Origin of the sequence: Microbacterium sp. 70-16 (assembly GCF_001898315.1) — a bacterium.
In the GTDB taxonomy this organism is placed as follows: domain Bacteria; phylum Actinomycetota; class Actinomycetes; order Actinomycetales; family Microbacteriaceae; genus Microbacterium.
In genome coordinates this window covers 298,985-319,835 of record NZ_MKTQ01000014.1, presented here as the reverse complement: position 1 = coordinate 319,835, position 20,851 = coordinate 298,985, and the positions used below count along the sequence as shown (strand labels likewise).

Here is a 20,851-nt window from a genome sequence, read left to right as displayed (position 1 = left end):
CATGTCGCCGCTGCCGGGCAGGATAGATGCCGTGACCGCGCCCCTCGTCCCCTACGCCGCCATCCGCGCGATGGCCGTCGGGTACTCGTACGAACGAGGGGTGGAGTACGCCCGCGACGGTGCGGTGCGCCGCGTCTCGTGGGATGAGCCCACGCGCACGCTGACCGGTCTCGTTGCGGGCTCCGCGCGACAGCTGTACCGGGCCACCATCCGGCTGCAGACGGCGGATGCCGTGCGGATCTCGTCGACGCGCTGCTCGTGCCCCGTCGGCGAAGGCTGCAAACACGCCGTCGCGACGCTCTTGCGCAGCAATGCCGGCGCAGGTTCGGAGGTCGTCGCGCCGGCGTTCGGCAGCGCCGAATCGCTGGGCGCGCCGGCAGGCCCCGACCTCCCGTCCTGGGCGCGGCCCGCGCCTCCGTCACCGCCACCCGCTCCGCCTGGCTGGCGCGACGTGCTGCTCGGCTCAAGTGCCGGGGCGGCGACCGGCACGCTGGCGCTCGGATTCGAGCTGCGACTGCGCGAGCCCGCCGCCGTCACGCACTGGGGGCCGCGCCGCGTCCGCACCGCGATCGCCGCCGACCTCGCCCAGCCGGGTGCGGACTTCACGCTCGGCGTGCGGCCGATGACGCGCAGCATCGGGACGGGCAACTGGATCCGCTCAGAGGTGTCGTGGGACTTCCTGCGGCGTGATGCGAGCAGACACCGCGCCGATCAGCGTGCGTGGTTCATCGAGCTGTACGGCATCGCGCACGACGCGCGGCTGTTCGGGTCGGCGCGGGATGCCTCGGAGTGGCTCACCCTCGACACCGTGACCTCGACGCTGCTGTGGCCGCTGTTGCGGGGTGCCGCCGAACGCGGCATCCCGCTGGTGCCCGCCGCAAAGAAGCAGGCCGTCACCCTCGCGGGCGAGGCCGACGTCGCGATCCGCGTGGACGACGGGGCGGAGGGCGCCTGGCGGCTCGTCCCGGAGGTCGAGATCGACGACGCGGCGGTCGACACGGCGAACGTCCGGCCGATCGGGCGGAGTGGCGTGTACGCCGTCGCGGCCGATGGCGCGGGCCTGCGCGTCACGCTCGCGCCGGCGACGCTGAGCGACGGCATCCATGCGCTGCTGACGGCGGATCGTCCCGTGATCGTTCCGGCGGAGGATGCCGAGGCGTTCGCCCTCGAGGCGTACCCGCGGCTGCGCCGCGACACCGTCGTCCGCGTGCCGCCGAGCATCACGATGCCCGAGCCCGACCCGACATCGCTCGCGCTGACGGTCGCCTTCCGCGCCGGGGATGTCGTCGACTACCGCCTCGAGTGGGTGCGGGACGGCCACGGGCGCGCGGCGTGGGACGAACACGTCGAGGGCGATGGGGTCGAGCGCGAACTGCGCGCCGCCGTCGCTGAGGCGTGGCGGTTCGCGCCCGAGTTCGCGTTCGCGCCGGCGCGCACGCTCATCGGCCTCGAGGCGGCGGAGTTCGTGGCGCACGTTCTGCCGGCGCTGGAAGCCGTCGAGGGCATCCGCGTCGAGACGCGCGGTAAGCGGCGTGCGTATCGCGAACTCAGCGGCGACCCCCGCATCACGGTGAAGACCATGGAGAGCGACGACGCCGACTGGTTCGACCTCGGTGTGATCGTGGAGATCGGCGGACGCAGCATCCCGTTCCGCCCGCTGTTCACGGCGCTCGCGACGCGGCAGAAGAAGCTGCTGCTCAGCGACGGCGGCTACTTCTCGCTCGCCCACCCCGCACTCGACCGTCTGCGCGACCTCATCGCCGAAGCGGGGGAGCTGGCTGAGTGGGATGCCGGCCCGCGCATCAGCCGCTATCAGATGCCGTGGTGGGAAGACTTCGAAGACCTCGCCGATGAAGCCCAGCCGTCCGTCGCCTGGCGTGCTGCCGCGCAGGCCCTGCGCAGTGCCGGCACGCCCGCGCCGACGCCGGTGCCCGCGGGGTTGCACGCGCAGCTACGTCCTTACCAGCGGGAGGGGCTCGACCGGCTCGCGCTGTGGTGGCGGCACCGGCTCGGAGGCATCCTCGCCGACGACATGGGCCTCGGCAAGACGCTGCAGGTGCTGGCGCTGCTGACCCATGCGCGCGAGGGCGGCGAGAAGCGACCGTTCCTCGTCGTCGCGCCCACGTCGGTCCTCGCGACGTGGCGGGATGAGGCGGCCCGCTTCGCGCCCGATCTGCAGGTGACGGTGCAGGAGAAGACGACCCGAACGCGTGACGTGGCGCTGGCGGATGCCGATGTCGTCGTCACCTCGTACACGCTGCTGCGGCTCGATGAGGATACCTTCACCGCGGTGGACTGGGCGATCGTCGTGCTCGACGAAGCCCAGTTCGTCAAGAACCCGCGCACACGCCTGCATCAGGCGGTCGCGGGCCTGCGCAGTGACATGGTGCTCGCCGTCACCGGCACGCCCCTGGAGAACACGCTCACCGAGCTGTGGGCGATCCTCTCGCTCGCTTGCCCCGGGCTGTTTCCGTCGGCGCGCCGGTTCCGCGACCAGTACGTCAAACCGATCGAGCAGGGCAAGGTACCTGAGAACGAAGAGGGCGCGCCATACCGCGAGCGGCGCCTCGCGCGGCTGCGCGCACGTCTGCATCCCTTCCTGTTACGCCGCACGAAAGAACTGGTGGCACCCGAGTTGCCCGATCGGCAGGAGCAGGAACTGCACGTCGAACTGTCGCCCGCGCACCGCGCCTTCTACGACACGGTGCTGCAGCGTGAGCGCCAGAAGGTGCTGGGTCTGCTCGATGACCTCGATCGCAATCGGTTCATCGTGTTCCGCTCGCTCACGTTGCTGCGTCGGCTCGCGCTCGCGCCCGCGCTCGTCGACGCGGAGCCGGTCGAAGGCCCGGGCATCCGCTCGTCCAAGCTCGACACGCTGCGTGAACTGCTCGGGGAACTGGTGGCGGAAGGCCACCGTGCCCTCGTCTTCAGCCAGTTCACGTCATACCTCGACCTCGTGCGGGCAGATCTCGAAGCGCACGGCGTCGCCTACGAGTACCTCGATGGATCGACGCGGCGCCGCGCCGACGTGGTCACGGCGTTCCGCACCGGCACCGCGCCGGTGTTCCTGATCAGTCTCAAGGCCGGTGGCTTCGGGCTCACGCTCACCGAGGCCGACTACGTGTTCCTGCTCGACCCGTGGTGGAACCCGGCCGCCGAAGCGCAGGCGATCGACCGGACCCACCGCATCGGGCAGACGCGCCCGGTCAACGTGTATCGCCTCATCGCCGCCGGGACGATCGAGCAGAAGGTCCTCGCGCTGCAGCAGCGCAAGGCGCGCCTGTTCGCGTCGGTGATGGGTGACGATGACCTGCTCGCCCGCAGCCTGACGGCCGACGACATCCGGGGGCTTCTCGAGACGTAGCGACGGCGTTCCCGGCCGGTCGCCAGGGTGGCGTGGCCCGGCCCGCGTAGACTCGTCGTCGCTTGTTCCAGGAGGGTCATCCATGCGCATCACAGGTCTCGGTCACGCCGGCATGTTCATCGAGACGACGGGCGGCAGCATCCTGTGCGACCCGGTGATCGGGCCGAGCTTCTTCGGCTCGTGGTTCCCGTTCCCTGACAACCGGGGTCTGGACTGGCAGCGCTTCGGGCGCGCCGACTTCCTCTACATCTCGCACCGGCACCGCGACCACTTCGACCCGGCCCTGCTCGAGCGTTACGTCCCCAAGGACATCCGCGTCCTGCTTCCGGCCTACCCGACCGACGACCTCGAGACCGACCTCCGCGCCCTCGGCTACGAGAACCTCATCTACACACAGCCCGGTGAGACGCTCGAGTACGAGAACGGCCTGAAGATCATGGTCACGCCGCTGCGGGCGCCGAGCGACGGCCCGATCGGCGACTCGTCGCTGTCGGTCGACGACGGCACGGCATCGATCCTGAACCAGAACGACTCGCACCCGCTCGACCTCGACAAGCTGCTGAGCTTCAGCAAGCCCGACGCCTACTTCACGCAGGTGTCCGGCGCGATCTGGTGGCCGATGGTCTACGACCTGCCGCAAGATGCCAAGCAGAACTTCGCACAGCTCAAGCGTGACGCGCAGAACAAGCGCGCGATGTACTACATCGAGAAGGTGGATGCCGCGCACGTGTTCCCCATGGCGGGTCCGCCGATGTTCCTGCGCGAGGAGCTGTTCCGCTTCAACGGGCTGGGCCTCGAGAACGACTCGATCTTCACCGACCAGCGCCAGTTCCTGGCTCACATGCGCGAGCAGCGTCCCACCCAGCGCGGCTACGAGTTCGTCCCGGGCACGCAGGTCGACCTCGACCACGATCAGGTCACCGTGACGCAGACGCTCTACACGCAGGGCGAGATCGACCACATCTTCGACGAGAAGTGGGACTATCTCGCGTCGCAGCGCGACAACCGCCAGGCCGAGGTGCAGGCCGAGGAGACCCGGCGTGCGCCGGTGCTGCCGCCCGAAGAGATGCTCGCCGCGATCAAGGAGTGGTGGGAGCCGCTGCTGCGCCGCGCCCGCACGATCCGCAACGGCGTCGGCGGGAACGTGCGGTTCCGCATCGGTGAGCTCGACATGGTTGTCGACTTCCCGAAGGCGAAGGTGCGCGAGTACGCGGGCGAGGAGTGCATCTACTGGTACACGATCCCCGCCGACCTCGTCTCGACCAACATCGCCGACCACGAGATCGACTGGTCGAACTCGATCTTCCTGTCGATGCAGTTCGAAGTGGGCCGCTCGGGCAAGTTCAACGAGTTCCTGACGACGTTCCTGAAGTGCCTCTCGCGCGACCGCATCGAGTACGTCGAGAACTGGTACGCCGAGCAGACCGACCAGACCGAGGATGCCGAGATCGGTGAGTGGACGCTGCAGCGCCGGTGCCCGCACCTGCGCGCCGACCTGACCAAGACCGGCAAGATCGAGGACGGCGTGCTCACGTGCGCGCTGCACGACTGGAAGTGGGACCTCGCCTCCGGCCAGTGCATCACAACGCCCGGGCATCCCATTCGCGCCTCGCGCATCATAGAGACCGCGTCGGCATCCTCGTCCGGTCGTTGAGCGACGAGCGCCGCGACGAGACGAAACGCGGTAGGGTGGTTCACAACCACAGCAACCTTTAACACCGTCCTGTGAGGCGGAGAAGGGAGCGGCAGATGAGTGAGAATGAGTCCACGCGGACCGTCATGCACTCGGCCGATATCGCCCGGGCATTGACTCGGATCTCCCACGAGATCCTCGAGTCCAACAAGGGCCCCGACGGCCTCGTAGTCCTCGGCATCCCAACGCGCGGCGTGACGCTCGCCGAACGCGTCGGCGGCCTGCTCGCCGACATCTCGGGCCAGGCCGTACCGGTGGGCGCCCTCGACGTCACGATGTACCGCGACGACTTGCACCGCAATCCGACGCGTACGCCACGCCCGACGGCGATCCCCGACGGCGGCATCGACGGCAAGACCGTCGTGCTCGTCGATGACGTCCTCTTCTCGGGTCGGTCGATCCGCGCCGCGCTCGATGCGCTGAACGACATCGGGCGCCCCGCCGCCGTGCGGCTCGCGATCCTCGTCGACCGCGGCCACCGCGAGCTGCCCATCCGCCCCGACTTCGTCGGCAAGAACCTGCCTTCCGCACGCAGCGAGCGGGTCAACGTGCACCTCGCCGAGACCGACGGCATCGAAGAGGTGACGATCGCATCATGAGGCACCTGCTCGACACCAAGACCCTCGCCCGCGAAGACGCCCTGCGCATCCTCGACGTCGCCGAAGACATGCGCGACACCCAGTCGCGCGAGGTCAAGAAGCTCCCGACGCTGCGCGGCAAGACCGTCGTCAACCTCTTCTTCGAAGACTCCACGCGCACCCGCATCTCGTTCGAGGCGGCCGCGAAGCGCCTCTCCGCCGACGTCATCAACTTCTCGGCGAAGGGGTCGTCGGTCAGCAAGGGCGAGTCGCTGCAAGACACGGCGCAGACCCTGCAGGCGATGGGGGCGGATGCCGTAGTGATCCGCCACGGCGCCTCCGGCGCGCCACAGACGCTCGCCACGAGCGGCTGGATCTCGGCCGGCGTCGTCAACGCGGGCGACGGCACGCACGAGCACCCCACACAGGCGCTGCTGGATGCCTTCACGATCCGCAAGCGCCGCTTCGGCGACGACAGCCGCGGGCGCGACCTGGCCGGCATCCGCGTCACGATCGTCGGCGACGTGCTGCACTCGCGCGTCGCGCGCTCAAACGTGTGGCTGCTGACGACGCTCGGCGCCGAGGTGACCCTCGTCGCACCTCCTACCCTCATCCCGCAGGACGTCTCGGCGTGGCCCGTGCGCATCGTCTATGACCTCGATGAGGCGATCGCGGCGGGACCCGACGCGATCATGATGCTGCGGATCCAGCTCGAGCGCATGAACGCCGCGTATTTCCCCACTGAGCGGGAGTATTCCCGCTGCTGGGGGCTCGACGCGGCACGCCTGCGCGCGCTGCCGGAAGGTAGCATCGTCATGCACCCCGGTCCCATGAACCGGGGCCTGGAGATCTCCGCCGATGCCGCCGATTCACCGCAGTCGACCGTGCTCGAGCAGGTCGCCAACGGCGTGTCGGTGCGGATGGCGGCGCTGTACCTGCTGCTGGCGGGGGAGCGGAACACCCACGCGACACAGGAGGCGACACGATGAGCGAGACCTACCTCATCCGCGGAGCGAAGCTGAACGGCGCAGACGCGGCAGACCTGGTCGTCACGGACGGCCGCATCGCCGAGGTCGGCACGGGCCTCAGCCGCGCCGGCGCGACCGTCATCGACGCCGACGGGCTCATCGCCCTGCCCGGCCTCGTCGACCTGCACACGCACCTGCGCGAGCCCGGCTACGAGGCATCCGAGACGATCCTCACAGGTTCGCGCGCGGCAGCGTCGGGCGGCTACACGACCGTCTTCGCGATGCCGAACACCTCGCCCGTCGCCGACACCGCCGGCGTCGTGGAGCAGGAACTCGCCCTCGGCGAGGCCGCCGGCTACGTGAACGTGCAGCCGATCGGCGCCGTCACCGTGGGGCAGAAGGGCGAGCGACTCGCCGAGCTCGGCGCGATGGCGTCGTCGCGGGCGCGTGTGCGCGTCTTCAGTGACGACGGCTTCTGCGTCTTCGACCCGCTCATCATGCGCCGCGCGCTCGAGTACGTGAAGGCCTTCGACGGCGTCGTGGCCCAGCACGCGCAAGACCCGCGTCTGACCGAGGGCGCCCAGATGAACGAGGGCACCGTCTCGGCCGAGCTGGGCCTCGCCGGCTGGCCGGCCGTCGCGGAGGAGTCGATCATCGCCCGCGACGTGCTGCTCGCCGAGCACGTCGGCTCGCGCCTGCACGTGTGCCACCTCTCGACCGCCGGCTCGGTCGACATCATCCGCTGGGCCAAGAAGCGCGGTGTCAACGTCACGGCCGAGGTCACGCCGCACCACCTGCTGCTGACCGAAGAGCTCGTGCGCGGCTACGACGCGCGCTTCAAGGTCAACCCGCCGCTGCGCCGCGACGAAGACGTGCAGGCCGTGCGCGAGGGCCTCGCCGACGGCACGATCGACATCGTGGCGACCGACCACGCGCCGCACCCCGACGAGGCGAAGTCGTGCGAATGGCCCGCCGCCGCCAACGGCATGGTGGGGCTCGAGTCGGCGCTGCGGGTCGTCCAGCAGGCGGTCGTCGACACCGGCATGCTCACGTGGAACGACGTCGCGCGCGTCATGTCGACGGCACCCGCCCGCATCGGCCGCCGCGGGGACGCCGGTACGCCGCTGGCCGCGGGCGAGATCGCGTCGCTCACGCTGCACGACCCGGCTCCGCGCCGCACGTTCGCGCGCGAGGACCTGCGCGGTCGCAGCGTCAACTCGCCGTACCTGGGTCGCGAGCTGCCGGGCGAGATCCGCTGGACGCTCTTCCGGGGCGTCGCGACGGTCGCCGACGGCGCGCTCGTCGAGCTCGCCGCGGGGGAGCTCGCATGACGCGCGAGCTCGCCCTCATCCTCATGGTCGCGCTCGCGGTCGTGCTGCTAGCGCTCGGCGTCGTGGCGTGGATGCGCCGCACGCGACGCGACGCGGGCCTTGCCGCCCCCGTCGCCGAGATCCCTGCAGGCGCCACGGTCGCGAGCGTGACCGCGGGCTTCTACGTCGCAACGACACCCCGTGACCAGCCGCTCGAGCGCCTCGCGATCACGGGCATCGCGTTCCGCTCGCGCGTCGATGTGACGGTGACGGATGCCGGTGTCGCGCTCGACCTCACGGGCCAGCCACGCCTGTTCCTCGCCGCCTCCCGTCTCGACGGCGTCGACCTCGCGCGCGTCGCGATCGACCGCGTCGTCGAGGTGGGCGGCCTCGTACGCCTCTCTTGGCGCACCACGGGGCGCGACGGCGCCGACGTGGCCGTCGACTCGTACCTCCGCCCGCAGGACGGCTCGGCGCGCGCCCTCGCCGACGCGATCGCCGCGATCCTGCCGGCGACGGATGCCACGGCATCCGCCCCCATCGAACCCACCGCTTCCATGACGGGACACGACGCATGACTTTCCACACCGACCCCGCCGTCCTCGTGCTCGAAGACGGCTCCCGCCACCCCGGGCGCGCCTACGGCGCTCGTGGCACGACGCTCGGCGAAGTCGTCTTCGCGACCGGCATGACCGGATACCAGGAAACGCTGACCGACCCGTCCTACGCCGGCCAGATCGTGTTGCAGACGGCGCCGCACATCGGCAACACAGGAATGAATAGCGAAGACCCCGAGTCGCGCCGCATCTGGGTCGCCGGCTACATCGTGCGCGACCCCTCGCGCGTCGTCTCGAACTGGCGCGCCGAGGAGTCGCTCGACGACGCCCTCGTGCGCGACGGCATCGTCGGCATCTCCGGCATCGACACGCGGGCGATCACGCGCGTGCTGCGCTCGGCGGGCTCGATGCGCGGCGGCGTCTTCTCGGGTGAGGCCGCGGCCCTGGATGCCGAGGAGCAGCTGCGCATCGTCCGCGAGGCCCCGCAGATGGCCGGCCAGAACCTGTCGGCGGAGGTCTCGATCACGCAGGCTCAGATCACCCGCGCGACGACAGAGCGGATCGGCAACCTCGCCGTCCTCGACCTCGGCGTCAAGCAGGCAACGATCGACAACCTCGCCGCGCGCGGCTTCGAGGTGCACGTGCTGCCGCAGGACGTCACGATCGATGACATCCTCGCGATCGACCCGGTCGCGGTGTTCTACTCGAACGGCCCGGGCGACCCGGCGGCATCCGGCGATCACGTCGCGCTGCTGCGGGCCGTGCTCGACCAGAAGCTGCCGTTCTTCGGCATCTGCTTCGGCAACCAGCTGCTCGGCCGCGCGCTCGGGTTCGGCACGTACAAGCTGCCGTTCGGCCACCGCGGCATCAACCAGCCGGTGCTCGACAAGCAGACCGGCCGCGTCGAGATCACGGCACACAACCACGGGTTCGCCGTCGACGCGCCCCTCGAAGGCGCGACCGAGTCGCCGAACGGCTACGGCCGCGTCGAGGTGAGCCACATCGGCCTCAACGACAACGTCGTGGAGGGCCTGCGCGCCCTCGACATCCCCGCGTTCAGCGTCCAGTACCACCCCGAGGCGGCCGCCGGCCCGCACGACGCCAACTACCTGTTCGATCGGTTCCGCGACCTCGTCGCCGCTGATCTCGATACACGCGCTTCGCGCGCACTCGATCACCGGAAGGGTGACAAGTAATGCCCAAGCGCGACGACATCAAGAGCGTCCTCGTCATCGGCTCCGGGCCGATCGTCATCGGTCAGGCGTGCGAGTTCGACTACTCGGGCACGCAGGCCTGCCGCGTGCTCCGCGAGGAGGGCGTGCGCGTCATCCTCGTCAACTCCAACCCGGCCACGATCATGACCGACCCCGACTTCGCGGACGCGACCTACGTCGAGCCGATCACGCCCGCCGTCATCGAGACGATCATCGCCAAGGAGAAGCCGGACGCGATCCTGCCGACGCTCGGTGGCCAGACGGCCCTCAACGCCGCGATGGCACTCCACGAGCAGGGGATCCTCGAAAAGTACGGCGTCGAACTGATCGGCGCGAAGGTCGATGCCATCCGCAAGGGCGAGGACCGCCAGATCTTCAAGCAGCTCGTGCTGGATGCCGGTGCAGACGTCGCCCGCAGCGTCATCGCGCACACGATGGACGACCTGCTCGCCGGTGCCGCCGAGCTCGGCTACCCGCTCGTCGTGCGGCCCTCGTTCACGATGGGCGGCCTCGGCTCGGGCTTCGCGTACGACGAAGAGGACCTCCGCCGGATCGGCGGCGCGGGCCTGCGCGACTCGCCGACGACCGAGGTGCTCCTGGAGGAGTCGATCCTCGGCTGGAAGGAGTACGAGCTCGAGCTCATGCGCGACACGTCCGACAACACGGTCGTCGTCTGCTCGATCGAGAACGTCGACCCCGTCGGGGTGCACACCGGCGACTCGATCACCGTCGCCCCCGCGCTGACGCTCACCGACCGCGAGTACCAGAAGCTCCGCGACATCGGCATCGACATCATCCGTGCCGTCGGCGTCGACACGGGCGGCTGCAACATCCAATTCGCCGTCGACCCGGCGACCGGGCGCATCATCGTCATCGAGATGAACCCGCGCGTCTCGCGCTCGTCGGCTCTCGCAAGCAAGGCTACGGGCTTCCCGATCGCGAAGCTCGCCGCGAAGCTCGCGATCGGCTACCGCCTCGACGAGGTGCCCAACGACATCACGCAGGCGACGCCCGCAAGCTTCGAGCCGACGCTCGACTACGTCGTCGTCAAGGTGCCGCGGTTCAACTTCGAGAAGTTCCCGAACGCCGACGTCACCCTCACGACCACCATGAAGTCGGTCGGCGAGGCGATGGCCATCGGCCGCAACTACACGACGGCGCTGCAGAAGGCGCTGCGCTCGCTCGAGAAGCGCGGGTCGAGCTTCCACTGGGGCTCCGAGGACCGCACGGTCGACGAGCTGCTCGAGATCGCGAAGGTGCCGACCGACGGCCGCATCGTCGTGCTGCAGCAGGCGATGCGCAAGGGCGCGACGGTCGAGCAGGCCTTCGAGGCGACGAAGATCGACCCGTGGTTCCTCGACCAGATGGCCCTCATCAACGAGGTCGCCGAGTTCGTGCGCACGGCTCCCGAACTGGATGCCGCGACGCTGCGCCTCGCGAAGGAGCACGGCTTCAGCGATGCGCAGCTCGCGCAGCTGCGCGGCATCAGCGAGGCCGAGGTCCGCGGCGTCCGCTGGGCCCAGGGCATCCGCCCCGTGTTCAAGACGGTCGACACGTGCGCGGGCGAGTTCCCCGCGCTGACGCCGTACCACTACTCGAGCTACGACTACGAGACCGAGGTGACCCCCTCCGACCGCAAGAAGGTCGTCATCATCGGTTCGGGCCCGAACCGCATCGGCCAGGGCGTCGAGTTCGACTACTCGTGCGTGCACGCGTCGTTCGCACTGTCGGATGCCGGGTACGAGACCATCATGGTCAACTGCAACCCCGAGACGGTCTCGACCGACTACGACACGTCGGATCGCCTGTACTTCGAGCCGTTGACGCTCGAGGACGTGCTTGAGGTGCTGCACGCAGAGAGCGCGTCGGGTGAGATCCACGGCGTCGTCTGCCAGCTCGGCGGCCAGACGCCGCTGGGCCTCGCGAAGGGCATCGAGGAGGCCGGGTACACGATCCTCGGCACCTCGCCCGCCGCGATCGACATCGCCGAGGAGCGCGAGCTGTTCTCGCAGCTGCTCGACCGCGCGGGCCTTGTCGCACCGCGCCACGACACGGCCATCGACGAGGCCGGCGCCGTCGCGATCGCCGAGGAGATCGGCTACCCCGTGCTCGTGCGCCCGAGCTTCGTGCTCGGTGGCCGCGGTATGGAGATCGTCTACGACACCGAGAGCCTGCGCGACTACTTCGTCCGCACGGCCGGTGAGGTCGTCATCGAGCCGGGCAAGCCGCTGCTGGTCGACCGCTTCCTCGATGACGCGATCGAGCTCGACGTCGACGCGCTCTACGACGGCGACGAGCTGTACATCGGCGGGGTCATGGAGCACCTCGAAGAGGCCGGCATCCACTCCGGCGACTCGTCGTGCACCCTGCCGCCCATCTCGCTCGGCCGCACCGAGATCGACCGCGTGCGCGCAGCGACCCTCGCGATCGCGGAGGGGGTCGGCGTGCGGGGTCTGCTAAACGTCCAGTTCGCCGTCTCGGCGGGCGTGCTCTACGTCATCGAGGCGAACCCGCGCGCATCGCGCACCGTGCCGTTCGTGTCGAAGGCGCTGGGCATCCCGCTCGCGAAGGCCGCGTCGCGCATCATGGCGGGCGCCACGATCGCGCAGCTCAAGGCCGAGGGCATGCTGCCCGCGCAGGACGGCTCCCGCGTGCCGCTGGACGCCCCGGTCGCCGTCAAGGAGGCCGTGCTGCCGTTCAAGCGGTTCCGCACCGCCGACGGCCACACGGTCGACTCGGTGCTCGGCCCCGAGATGCGTTCGACGGGCGAGGTCATGGGCATCGACCGCGACTTCCCGACGGCGTTCGCCAAGAGCCAGTCGGCCGCGTACGGCGGCATGCCGACGTCGGGCACCGTGTTCCTCTCGGTCTCCGACGACGACAAGCGCGCCGTGATCCTGCCCGCCCACCGGCTGCAGGAGCTCGGCTTCCGCCTGCTGGCGACCGAGGGCACCGCCGAGATCCTCGCGCGCAACGGCATCCGCGTCGACGTCGTGCACAAGTACTCCGACACGCAGGAATCGGGCGAGCGCAACGTCGTCGACCTCATCAACGCCGGCGAGATCGACATCGTCGTGAACACGCCGTCGGGCGGCATCGCGCGCGCCGATGGCTACGAGATCCGCGCCGCGGCCGTCGCCGCCGACAAGGCGCTGTTCACGACGATGGCCGTGCTGGGCGCGGCTGTGTCGGCGCTGCCGGTGCTGCGCGAGGGCTTCGCCGTGCGCAGCCTGCAGGAATACGCGAAGGACCGCGCAGAGCGGCTGGCGAACGCGTGACCGGTTTCGGCGAACGCCTGCGCACCGTCTTCGCCGACCGCGGTCGCCTCTGCGTCGGCATCGACCCGCACGCGCACCTGCTCGAGGAGTGGGGCCTGCCGGCATCCGCTGCAGGTGCACGCGAGTTCGGCCTGCGCACGGTGGATGCCGCCGCCGGCCGCGTCGGCATCGTCAAGCCGCAGGTCTCGTTCTTCGAGCGCTGGGGGAGTGCCGGGTTCGCCGCCCTCGAAGAGGTCCTCACCGCCGCACGGTCGGCCGGCCTGCTGGTGATCGCCGACGCCAAGCGCGGCGACATCGGCACGACGATGGATGCCTACGGCGACGCGTGGCTCACTCCGGGCTCGCCGCTCGAGGCAGACGCGCTGACGGCGAACCCGTTCCTCGGTGTGGGCACGCTTGACCACACCTTCGATCTGGCCGAGGCGCACGGCAAGGGCGTCTTCGTCCTGGCCGCGACGAGCAATGCGGATGCCTTCACCGCGCAGCGCGCTCGGCTCATCAGCGGCGACACGGTGTCGGCGGGCGTCATCGCCGAGGTGTCGGCGCGCAACGCGCAGCACACTCCCTCCGGCCACTGGGCGGCGCTCGGGTTCGTCATCGGCGCGACCGTCGATTGGACGGAGGCGGGGCTGATCGCCCCCGTGCCGCCCGCGCCGATCCTCGGCCCCGGCTTCGGATTCCAGGGCGCTGCCGCGGAAGACCTCGCCCGGTTCGGAGGGGCGGCGCCGACTGTCATCGTGAGCGAGAGCCGCAGCATCCTGTCTGCCGGTCCCGGCAGCCTCGCCGCGCGGATCGAGGAACGCGCGAACCTGTACCGTAGTGAGGGAAATGCCTGATTCGCGACGCCCACCCGAGGTCGACCGCGCCGCAGCCTCCCGTCGCGCCGTCGCCGCGCGACGCGAGCGTGCCGCGCTCAAGCACGATGTCGCGATGCGCGTCATCACGCCGCAGCAGCTGCTGCAGCGCGCGCTCGATAACCCCGAGTCTCCGGCCGGGGCGATGCGGATCACGGAGTTCCTGACCGCGCTGCCCGCGATCGGCGAAGGCAAGCGTGACCGCATCCTCGCCGACCTCGAGATCTCGCCGGTCAAGCGTCTCGGCGGGCTGGGCGCGCGCCAGCGCACGGCCCTCGCGCAGTGGCTCGACACCCGCTTCCCGCAGCCTGTCGCGCGCGCGGGGCGCAGCCGGCTCGTGGTGCTGGCGGGGCCGACTGCGGTCGGCAAGGGCACCGTCGCGGCGCACATCCGCGACCACCACCCCGACATCCTGCTGTCGGTGTCTGCCACGACGCGCAGCCCGCGACCGGGTGAAGTCCACGGTGAGCACTACTACTTCGTCGACGACGCCGAGTTCGACCGGCTCGTCGCCGACGGCGAGCTGCTCGAGTATGCGACGGTGCACAACCGCTACCGCTACGGCACGCCGAAGGCGCCGATCGAGAAGGCTCTCGCCGAAGGACGGACGGTCCTGCTCGAGATCGACCTGCAGGGCGCTCGTCAGGTGCGCGCCGCAGCGCCCGACGCGACGCTCGTGTTCCTGCTGCCGCCGAGCTGGGATGAGCTCGTGCAGCGCCTCGTGGGGCGCGGCACGGAGGATGCCGAAGAGCGTGCGCGCCGCCTCAAGACCGCCAAGGGCGAGCTTGCCTCGCAGGGCGAGTTCGACTACCGCGTCGTCAACGACGAGGTCGCCCGCGCCGCGGGCGAGGTCGCCGCGCTCGCCCGCTGACGGCGCCGCGCCGCGCCGCCCGCTCGCGGAACCGAACTGCAAGGCTTCGCCCGAGACGCGCCGTGGAGGCGGGCGGATGCCCGGCGTGTCGCGCCCCGGACCTTGCAGTTGCGTCGTGGGAGGAGGGGCTCGCGCGCTGATAGAATGGTCGGATGCCATGGCATCCTCGCTGCTCGAGGCGCCGGCATCCGACTTTCCCCACCGCCAGACCCAGGAGGTCCGCATGGTAAACCGCGACAAGGGCATCATCGACCCGCCCATCGACGCACTGCTCGAGAAGGTCGACTCGAAGTACCAGCTCGTCATCTACGCGTCCAAGCGCGCGCGCCAGATCAACGACTACTACTCCGACCTGCACGAGGGCAACCTCTTCGACAACGTCGGCCCGCTCGTCGACTCAAGCGTCGAGGACAAGCCGCTGACGATCGCGCTGCACGAGATCCACGAGGACAAGCTGCGCCTGCGTCACGCCGAGTGATCTTCGGATGCCACGGAGCCGTGTGACGCTCCGTGGCATCCTCATGCCCGCCCCTTCCGCCGATGTCGGACAGGGCGGGCATGATTGTCTGCGTCACCACCGAACCTTCAGGAGCGTCCGATGAGTCTGCGTCTGTTTACCTCTGAGTCCGTCACCGAGGGGCATCCCGACAAGATCTGTGACCAGATCTCCGACTCGATCCTCGACGCGCTCATCGCTGAAGACCCGAACAGCCGCGTCGCGGTCGAGACGCTCGTCACGACCGGGCTCGTCCATGTCGCCGGCGAGGTCCGCACCGACGGCTACGTCGACATCCCCGGCATCGTGCGTCGCGTCGTCAACGGAATCGGCTACACCTCGAGCGAGACGGGCTTCGACGGCGACTCGTGCGGCGTCACGGTGTCGATCGGTGAGCAGTCCGGTGACATCGCCGCCGGCGTCGACACGGCGATCGAGCACCGCGAAGGCGGGTCGGAAGACCCCGTCGACGCGCTCGGCGCCGGCGACCAGGGCATCATGTTCGGCTACGCGACGACCGAGACGCCGCAGCTGATGCCGATGGCGATCTGGACGGCGCATCGCCTCGCCGAACGCCTGACGGATGCCCGGCGCTCGGGCGCGCTCGGCTTCCTGCGCCCCGACGGCAAGACCCAGGTCACGCTGGGGTACGACGGCGCCGTGCCGCGCACCGTCGACACAGTGGTCCTGTCGACGCAGCACAACCCCGATATCTCGCTTCCGGCGCTGCGCGCCGCGGTGCGGGCCGAGGTCATCGACCCCATTCTCGAGACTACGGGGCTCGATGTGTCGGACGTCCGCTACGTCATCAACCCGGCCGGACCGTTCGTGACGGGCGGGCCGAAGGGCGACGCCGGGCTCACCGGCCGCAAGATCATCATCGACACGTACGGCGGGGCATCCCGGCACGGCGGCGGTGCGTTCAGCGGCAAAGACCCCTCCAAGGTCGACCGCTCGGCCGCATACGCGATGCGCTGGGTCGCCAAGAACGCGGTCGCCGCGGGCCTCGCCGATCGCCTCGAGGTGCAGGTCGCGTACGCGATCGGCAAGGCGCAGCCCGTGGGCCTGTACGTCGAGACATTCGGCACGGGCCACGTCGCCGACGAGGTCATCACACAGACGATCCGTGACGTGTTCGATCTGCGCCCGAAGGCGATCATCGACGAGCTCGATCTGCTGCGCCCGATCTACGCGCAGACGGCCGCGTACGGCCACTTCGGTCGCGAGCTGCCCGAATTCACGTGGGAGCGCACCGACCGCGTCGACGCGCTCCGCGCCGCCGCCGGCCTCTGACACCGCTCGCATCATGCCGCTCGTCGGGCGGGTCCTGATCGACTCGCCGCTGCCACAGCTGGATCGGCTGTTCGACTACGCCATCCCGGCGCGGCTAGAGGCCGAAGCGGTGCCGGGTGTGCGCGTGAAGGTGCCGCTGCGCACGGCGGGCCGCGTCGTCGAGGGGTATCTCGTCGAGGTGGTCGATGCGACGCACGCGCAGGCGACGTCGAAGCCACTGTCCGAGTTGGATGCCGTGGTGTCACCCGTCGCCGTCCTGACGCCGGAGCTGTACGCGCTCGCGCGTCGCGCGGCGGACCGGGCCGCGGGGTCGGCCAGCGACATCCTGCGGCTCGCGATCCCGAAACGGATGGTGCGCGCCGAGAAGGCCTGGCTCGCGGCAGAGCGGGATGCCGAGGCATCCGCCACCACACCCGACCCGGCAGCGGTCGACTGGGCGCGCGCCGTGCTCGCAGAGTTCCCCGGGCTGGACGACGCGGTCGCCGCCGGCACGCGGATCGCCGTCGACGCGCCGCCGCGGCCCGCGCGTGACCTGCCCGTCGGCGCGTGGGCAGAGCTGCTCGCGGCCATCGCGATCGACACGCTCGCACGCGGACGCAGCACGCTCATCGTCGTGCCCGATCAGCGCGACCAAGACCAGGTGCTTGCCGTGCTCGCGGCGCGTGCGCCCGAAGAGGCCGTGCTGCGGGATGACGCGCGGCGGCCGAACCCGGAGCGCTACGCCGGCTACCTGCGGCTGCTGGGCGGGCCCGCCGCGATCGTCGTCGGCAACCGCTCGACGGTGTATGCGCCGGCCCGTGACGTGGGTGCGGTGCTGGTGTGGGACGACGGCGATCCGCTGCTGTCCGAGCCGCTGAGCCCGGGCGTGCACGCCCGCGATGCGGCGCTCGTGCGGCAAGAGCTCGAAGGCTCCGCGCTCGTGTTCGCCGGTCACACCCGCACGACCGACGTCGAGCGGCTCGTGCAGCTGGGCTGGGTCCGCGACGTGCCCGCCCACCGTCGGCAGAGCCCGACCGTCGTGCTGTCGGCGACGCGTGAAGGCGAGTCTCGCGGTCAGCGGGTGCCGTCGGCGGCCTTCGCCGCGGCGCGCGAGGCGCTCGCGCACGGCCCCGTGCTCGTACAGGTCTCGCGGCCTGGCTACTCGCCCGTGCTCGTGTGCGCCCAGTGCCGCACGCCCGCGCGGTGCCCGCACTGCACGGGACCTCTCCGCGCCCGCCGCCAGGGCGCCGCGCCCGACTGCACGTGGTGCGGGCGCACGATCTCGTCGTGGGCGTGCCCGCACTGCCAGAGCACGACACTGCGGATGGCGTCGTCGGGCAGTGAGCGGACGGCCGATGAGCTCGGACGTGCGTTCCCGAATACGCGCGTCATCCTCGCCGACGGCGACCATCCGGTCGTGTCGGTGGATGCCCGCCCCGCGCTCGTCGTCGCGACGCGCGGCGCCGAACCGCACGCCGAGGGCGGTTATCACGCGATCATCCTGCTCGACGGCGACCGAATGCTGCTGGCCGAGCAGCTGCGGATCGGCGAGTCCTGCCTGCGCTGGTGGTCCAACGCCGCGGCCCTCGCAGCACCCGGCGCACCCGTCCACCTGGTCGGGGTGGCAGGTCCCGTCGCGCGGGCCCTCGCGACGTGGACGCAGCCCGCGTACGCGCGTGCTGAGCTTGCCGACCGCGCGCCGCTGCACATGCCGCCCGCCGTGCGGGTCGCGACGGTCGAGGGCACCGCCGCCAGCGTGCAGAACGCGATCGCCGACTTGCGCGGCGCGCTACCGCGACTGGAGCCCACGGCCGTCCTCGGACCCGTGCCGGTCGAGGGCGAGGGCGTGCGTGCCCTCGTGCGGTTCGAGTACGCGGCGGGCAAGACGGTGGCCGACACCCTCCGGGCATCCGTCGTCGCGGACGCCCTGCGCGGGCGCCGCCGGCGCGGTTCGAGCGGAGACCGCTTCGCGCCCCGGACTACACTCAGGGTGCGGCTCGACGTTCCCGAGCTCGATCTGTGACCCGTTCGAACGCCCCGAGGATTCCCATGCGCATCGTCTTCGCCGGGACTCCCGACCCCGCCGTCCCGTCGCTGCGTGCGCTCGCGTCCGCCGCGTCCGACGGCGGCCACGAGCTGGTCGGCGTCGTCACGCGCACGGATGCCCCGATCGGGCGCAAGCGCGTCCTGACGCAGTCACCGGTCGCCGCGGCGGCTGCCGAGCTCGGTCTGCCCGTCATCAAGGCCGATCGCCTCGACGCCGCCGCGACCGACCAGATCGCGGCACTGCGCCCCGACCTCGGCGTGATCGTCGCGTACGGCGGGCTCGTCCGCGAGCCGCTGCTGTCGCTGCCGGGCCACGGCTGGATCAACCTGCACTTCTCGCTGCTTCCGCGCTGGCGCGGCGCGGCTCCCGTCCAGCACGCCCTCATCGCGGGCGACCGCACGACGGGCGCAGCCGTGTTCCAGCTCGTGCCCGCGCTGGATGCCGGCGACGTGTTCGCGCAGCTGCGCTACGACGTCCCGCGTGGCGACACCGCGGGGGAGGTCCTCACCGCGCTGGCGGACCGCGGTGCGGCCCTTCTCACCGACGTCGTCGCCGCGATCGGGGACGGCACCGCACGGGCCATCCTGCAGGCCGGCGAGCCGACCCTGGCGCCCAAGCTCACGCTCGCCGACGGCGCGCTCGACCTGACGCTCCCCGCCGAGCGCGTGCTGGACCGGTTCCGTGGCACGACGCCCGAGCCCGGCGCGCATGTGCAGGTCGACGGCCAGCGCCTCAAGGTGCTCGCGGCGCTGCGCGGACCGGATCTCACGCTCGAGCCCGGCGCGTTCGCGCTGAACAGCCGTGACGTCGTCGTCGGCACGGGCGAGGGCACGGTGCTGCTGAAGACCGTCCAACCAGCTGGAAAGGGCGCCATGAACGCCGCCGACTGGTGGCGCGGCCTGCGCGGCGACGCGCCGCGCGCCGACCTGCCGGACCGGGCAGCCCTACCGGGCCCGCCAGACCTGTCAGGAGGCTCCCCGTGAGCGGCGCCGGCCAGTCCGCGCGCTGGGTCGCCTATGACACCCTGCGCGCCGTGCACACCTCCGATGCGTACGCCAACCTCCTGTTGCCGCGCGCGATCGCGCGTGCCGGCCTGTCGCCTGCCGACGCGGGTCTCGCCACCGAGCTGACCTATGGCACGCTGCGCCGCGAAGGCACCTACGACGCGATCATCGCCGAAGCCGCGCGACGGGGCACGGATGCCATCGATCCGGCCGTCCTCGACGCCCTGCGGCTCGGCACCCACCAGCTGCTGTCGATGCGCACGCCCTCGCACGCCGCCGTCAACGAGACCGTGCGGCAAGTGCGGCAGGCGGCGGGTAAGCCGGCATCGGGCTTCGCGAACGCCGTCCTGCGGCGGGTTTCCGAGCGGACCGCGGAGGAGTGGCTCGAGCGCCTCGACGCCGCCGCGCGCTCCGAGGACGAACGGTTGGGCCTGCGGTATGCCCACCCGGTGTGGGTCATCCGCGCCTTCCGGCGTGCCCTCGCCGCCGAAGACCGCGCCGACGAGCTCGCGGCGCTGCTCGAGGCCGACAACGCGTCGCCCAGCGTGACGCTGACCGCACTGCCGGGTCTTGCCGACGTGCCCGCCGAGGCGGTGCCGACGCCGTTCTCGCCGATCGGGTTCCGGTCGGCCGGCGGCGATCCGGCGTCCCTCGTCGTCGCATCCGGCGGTCGCATCCGCGTGCAGGATGAGGGATCGCAGCTCGCGGCGCTCGCGCTGACGCGTGCACTGCCCGTGCGGGCGGGGGAGCAGTGGCTCGACCTGTGTGCGGCCCCCGGGGGCAAGACCGCCGTGCTCGCCGCGGAAGCCCTCGCGCACGGTGCCCACGTCGAGGCCAACGAGCTGTCGCCGGCGCGCGCCGGCCTCGTGCGCGACTCGGTCTCAGGCATCCCGCTCGAGGTGCCCGTGTCGGAAGAGGACGGCCGCACGCGCGCCGGCCGCGGCCGCTATGACCGGATTCTCGTCGACGCGCCCTGCACGGGCCTCGGTGCCCTGCGCCGCCGCCCCGAAGCGCGCTGGCGCAAGCAGCCCGCCGATGTGCCGACGCTCGCGGCCCTGCAGACCGAATTGCTCGAAGCCGCGATCGCGGCGCTGGGGCCCGGCGGCGTCGTCGCGTACGTGACCTGCTCGCCGCACCTGGCCGAGACCGCGGGCATCGTTTCCGAGGCGCTGCGCACGCACGCGGGCGAGGTGGAAGAACTGGATGCCCGCGCCGTCGTGGCATCCGTCTCGCAGAACCCCATCGACCTCGCCGACGGCAGCGGACGCGCGCAGCTGTGGCCGCACCGTCACGGCACCGACGCGATGTCGATCTCGCTGCTGCGCCGCCGCTGACACCCGCCCGC

General features: G+C 71.1%; 15 protein-coding genes. All 15 read left to right on the top strand.

Translation table 11 applies throughout. The features are described from left to right. Positions 1 to 31: 31 nt before the first annotated feature. The 15 genes from BGO46_RS06490 (at position 32) to BGO46_RS06420 (ending at position 20,840) form a co-directional block, all read left to right on the top strand. The gene (locus tag BGO46_RS06490) at positions 32 to 3,364 is read left to right on the top strand and encodes a DEAD/DEAH box helicase (RefSeq protein ID WP_292676954.1); all 3,333 of its coding nucleotides are present in this window, start codon (positions 32 to 34) and stop codon (positions 3,362 to 3,364) included. Positions 3,365 to 3,446: 82 nt separating this feature from the next. Continuing rightward, positions 3,447 to 5,018, top strand: coding sequence for a Rieske 2Fe-2S domain-containing protein (locus BGO46_RS06485; protein ID WP_292676956.1), 1,572 nt, complete (start codon positions 3,447 to 3,449; stop codon positions 5,016 to 5,018). 95 nt (positions 5,019 to 5,113) lie between these two features. Continuing rightward, complete coding sequence (pyrR, locus tag BGO46_RS06480) at positions 5,114 to 5,656, top strand: bifunctional pyr operon transcriptional regulator/uracil phosphoribosyltransferase PyrR (RefSeq protein ID WP_292676958.1); 543 nt, start codon at positions 5,114 to 5,116, stop codon at positions 5,654 to 5,656. Continuing rightward, entirely contained in the window at positions 5,653 to 6,624 is a 972-nt protein-coding gene (locus tag BGO46_RS06475) for an aspartate carbamoyltransferase catalytic subunit (RefSeq protein WP_292676960.1), read from the top strand. Before pyrR ends, BGO46_RS06475 begins: the two co-directional genes overlap by 4 nt. Then, on the top strand, positions 6,621 to 7,934 hold the full coding sequence (locus tag BGO46_RS06470; RefSeq protein WP_292676962.1) for a dihydroorotase: 1,314 nt from the start codon (positions 6,621 to 6,623) through the stop codon (positions 7,932 to 7,934). The genes BGO46_RS06475 and BGO46_RS06470 overlap by 4 nt, the downstream gene beginning before the upstream one ends. Further along, entirely contained in the window at positions 7,931 to 8,491 is a 561-nt protein-coding gene (locus BGO46_RS06465; RefSeq protein WP_292676964.1) for a hypothetical protein, read from the top strand. The genes BGO46_RS06470 and BGO46_RS06465 overlap by 4 nt, the downstream gene beginning before the upstream one ends. Continuing rightward, complete coding sequence (gene carA, locus BGO46_RS06460; RefSeq protein ID WP_292676966.1) at positions 8,488 to 9,666, top strand: glutamine-hydrolyzing carbamoyl-phosphate synthase small subunit; 1,179 nt, start codon at positions 8,488 to 8,490, stop codon at positions 9,664 to 9,666. The genes BGO46_RS06465 and carA overlap by 4 nt, the downstream gene beginning before the upstream one ends. Continuing rightward, positions 9,666 to 12,962 (top strand): carbamoyl-phosphate synthase large subunit, encoded by a 3,297-nt coding sequence (gene carB, locus BGO46_RS06455; protein WP_292897302.1) that lies wholly within the window; start codon positions 9,666 to 9,668, stop codon positions 12,960 to 12,962. Before carA ends, carB begins: the two co-directional genes overlap by 1 nt. Then, positions 12,959 to 13,798 carry an orotidine-5'-phosphate decarboxylase gene (gene pyrF / locus BGO46_RS06450; protein WP_292676968.1) on the top strand — a complete coding sequence of 280 codons (840 nt, stop codon included), beginning with the start codon at positions 12,959 to 12,961 and terminating at the stop codon, positions 13,796 to 13,798. The genes carB and pyrF overlap by 4 nt, the downstream gene beginning before the upstream one ends. Continuing rightward, complete coding sequence (gene gmk, locus BGO46_RS06445) at positions 13,791 to 14,687, top strand: guanylate kinase (RefSeq protein WP_292676970.1); 897 nt, start codon at positions 13,791 to 13,793, stop codon at positions 14,685 to 14,687. The genes pyrF and gmk overlap by 8 nt, the downstream gene beginning before the upstream one ends. 223 nt (positions 14,688 to 14,910) lie before the next feature. Continuing rightward, positions 14,911 to 15,165 (top strand): DNA-directed RNA polymerase subunit omega, encoded by a 255-nt coding sequence (gene rpoZ, locus BGO46_RS06440; RefSeq protein WP_292677192.1) that lies wholly within the window; start codon positions 14,911 to 14,913, stop codon positions 15,163 to 15,165. A 120-nt stretch (positions 15,166 to 15,285) separates the two neighbouring features. Beyond that, the gene (metK, locus tag BGO46_RS06435; RefSeq protein ID WP_292676972.1) at positions 15,286 to 16,476 is read left to right on the top strand and encodes a methionine adenosyltransferase; all 1,191 of its coding nucleotides are present in this window, start codon (positions 15,286 to 15,288) and stop codon (positions 16,474 to 16,476) included. Between the two features lie 13 nt (positions 16,477 to 16,489). Continuing rightward, a complete protein-coding gene (locus BGO46_RS06430) occupies positions 16,490 to 18,478 on the top strand; it encodes a primosomal protein N' (RefSeq protein WP_292676975.1) in 1,989 nt (662 codons plus the stop codon). A gap of 26 nt (positions 18,479 to 18,504) precedes the next feature. Beyond that, complete coding sequence (gene fmt / locus BGO46_RS06425; protein ID WP_292676977.1) at positions 18,505 to 19,485, top strand: methionyl-tRNA formyltransferase; 981 nt, start codon at positions 18,505 to 18,507, stop codon at positions 19,483 to 19,485. Further along, the gene (locus tag BGO46_RS06420) at positions 19,482 to 20,840 is read left to right on the top strand and encodes a transcription antitermination factor NusB (RefSeq protein ID WP_292676979.1); all 1,359 of its coding nucleotides are present in this window, start codon (positions 19,482 to 19,484) and stop codon (positions 20,838 to 20,840) included. Before fmt ends, BGO46_RS06420 begins: the two co-directional genes overlap by 4 nt. The last annotated feature ends 11 nt before the right edge of the window (positions 20,841 to 20,851 follow it).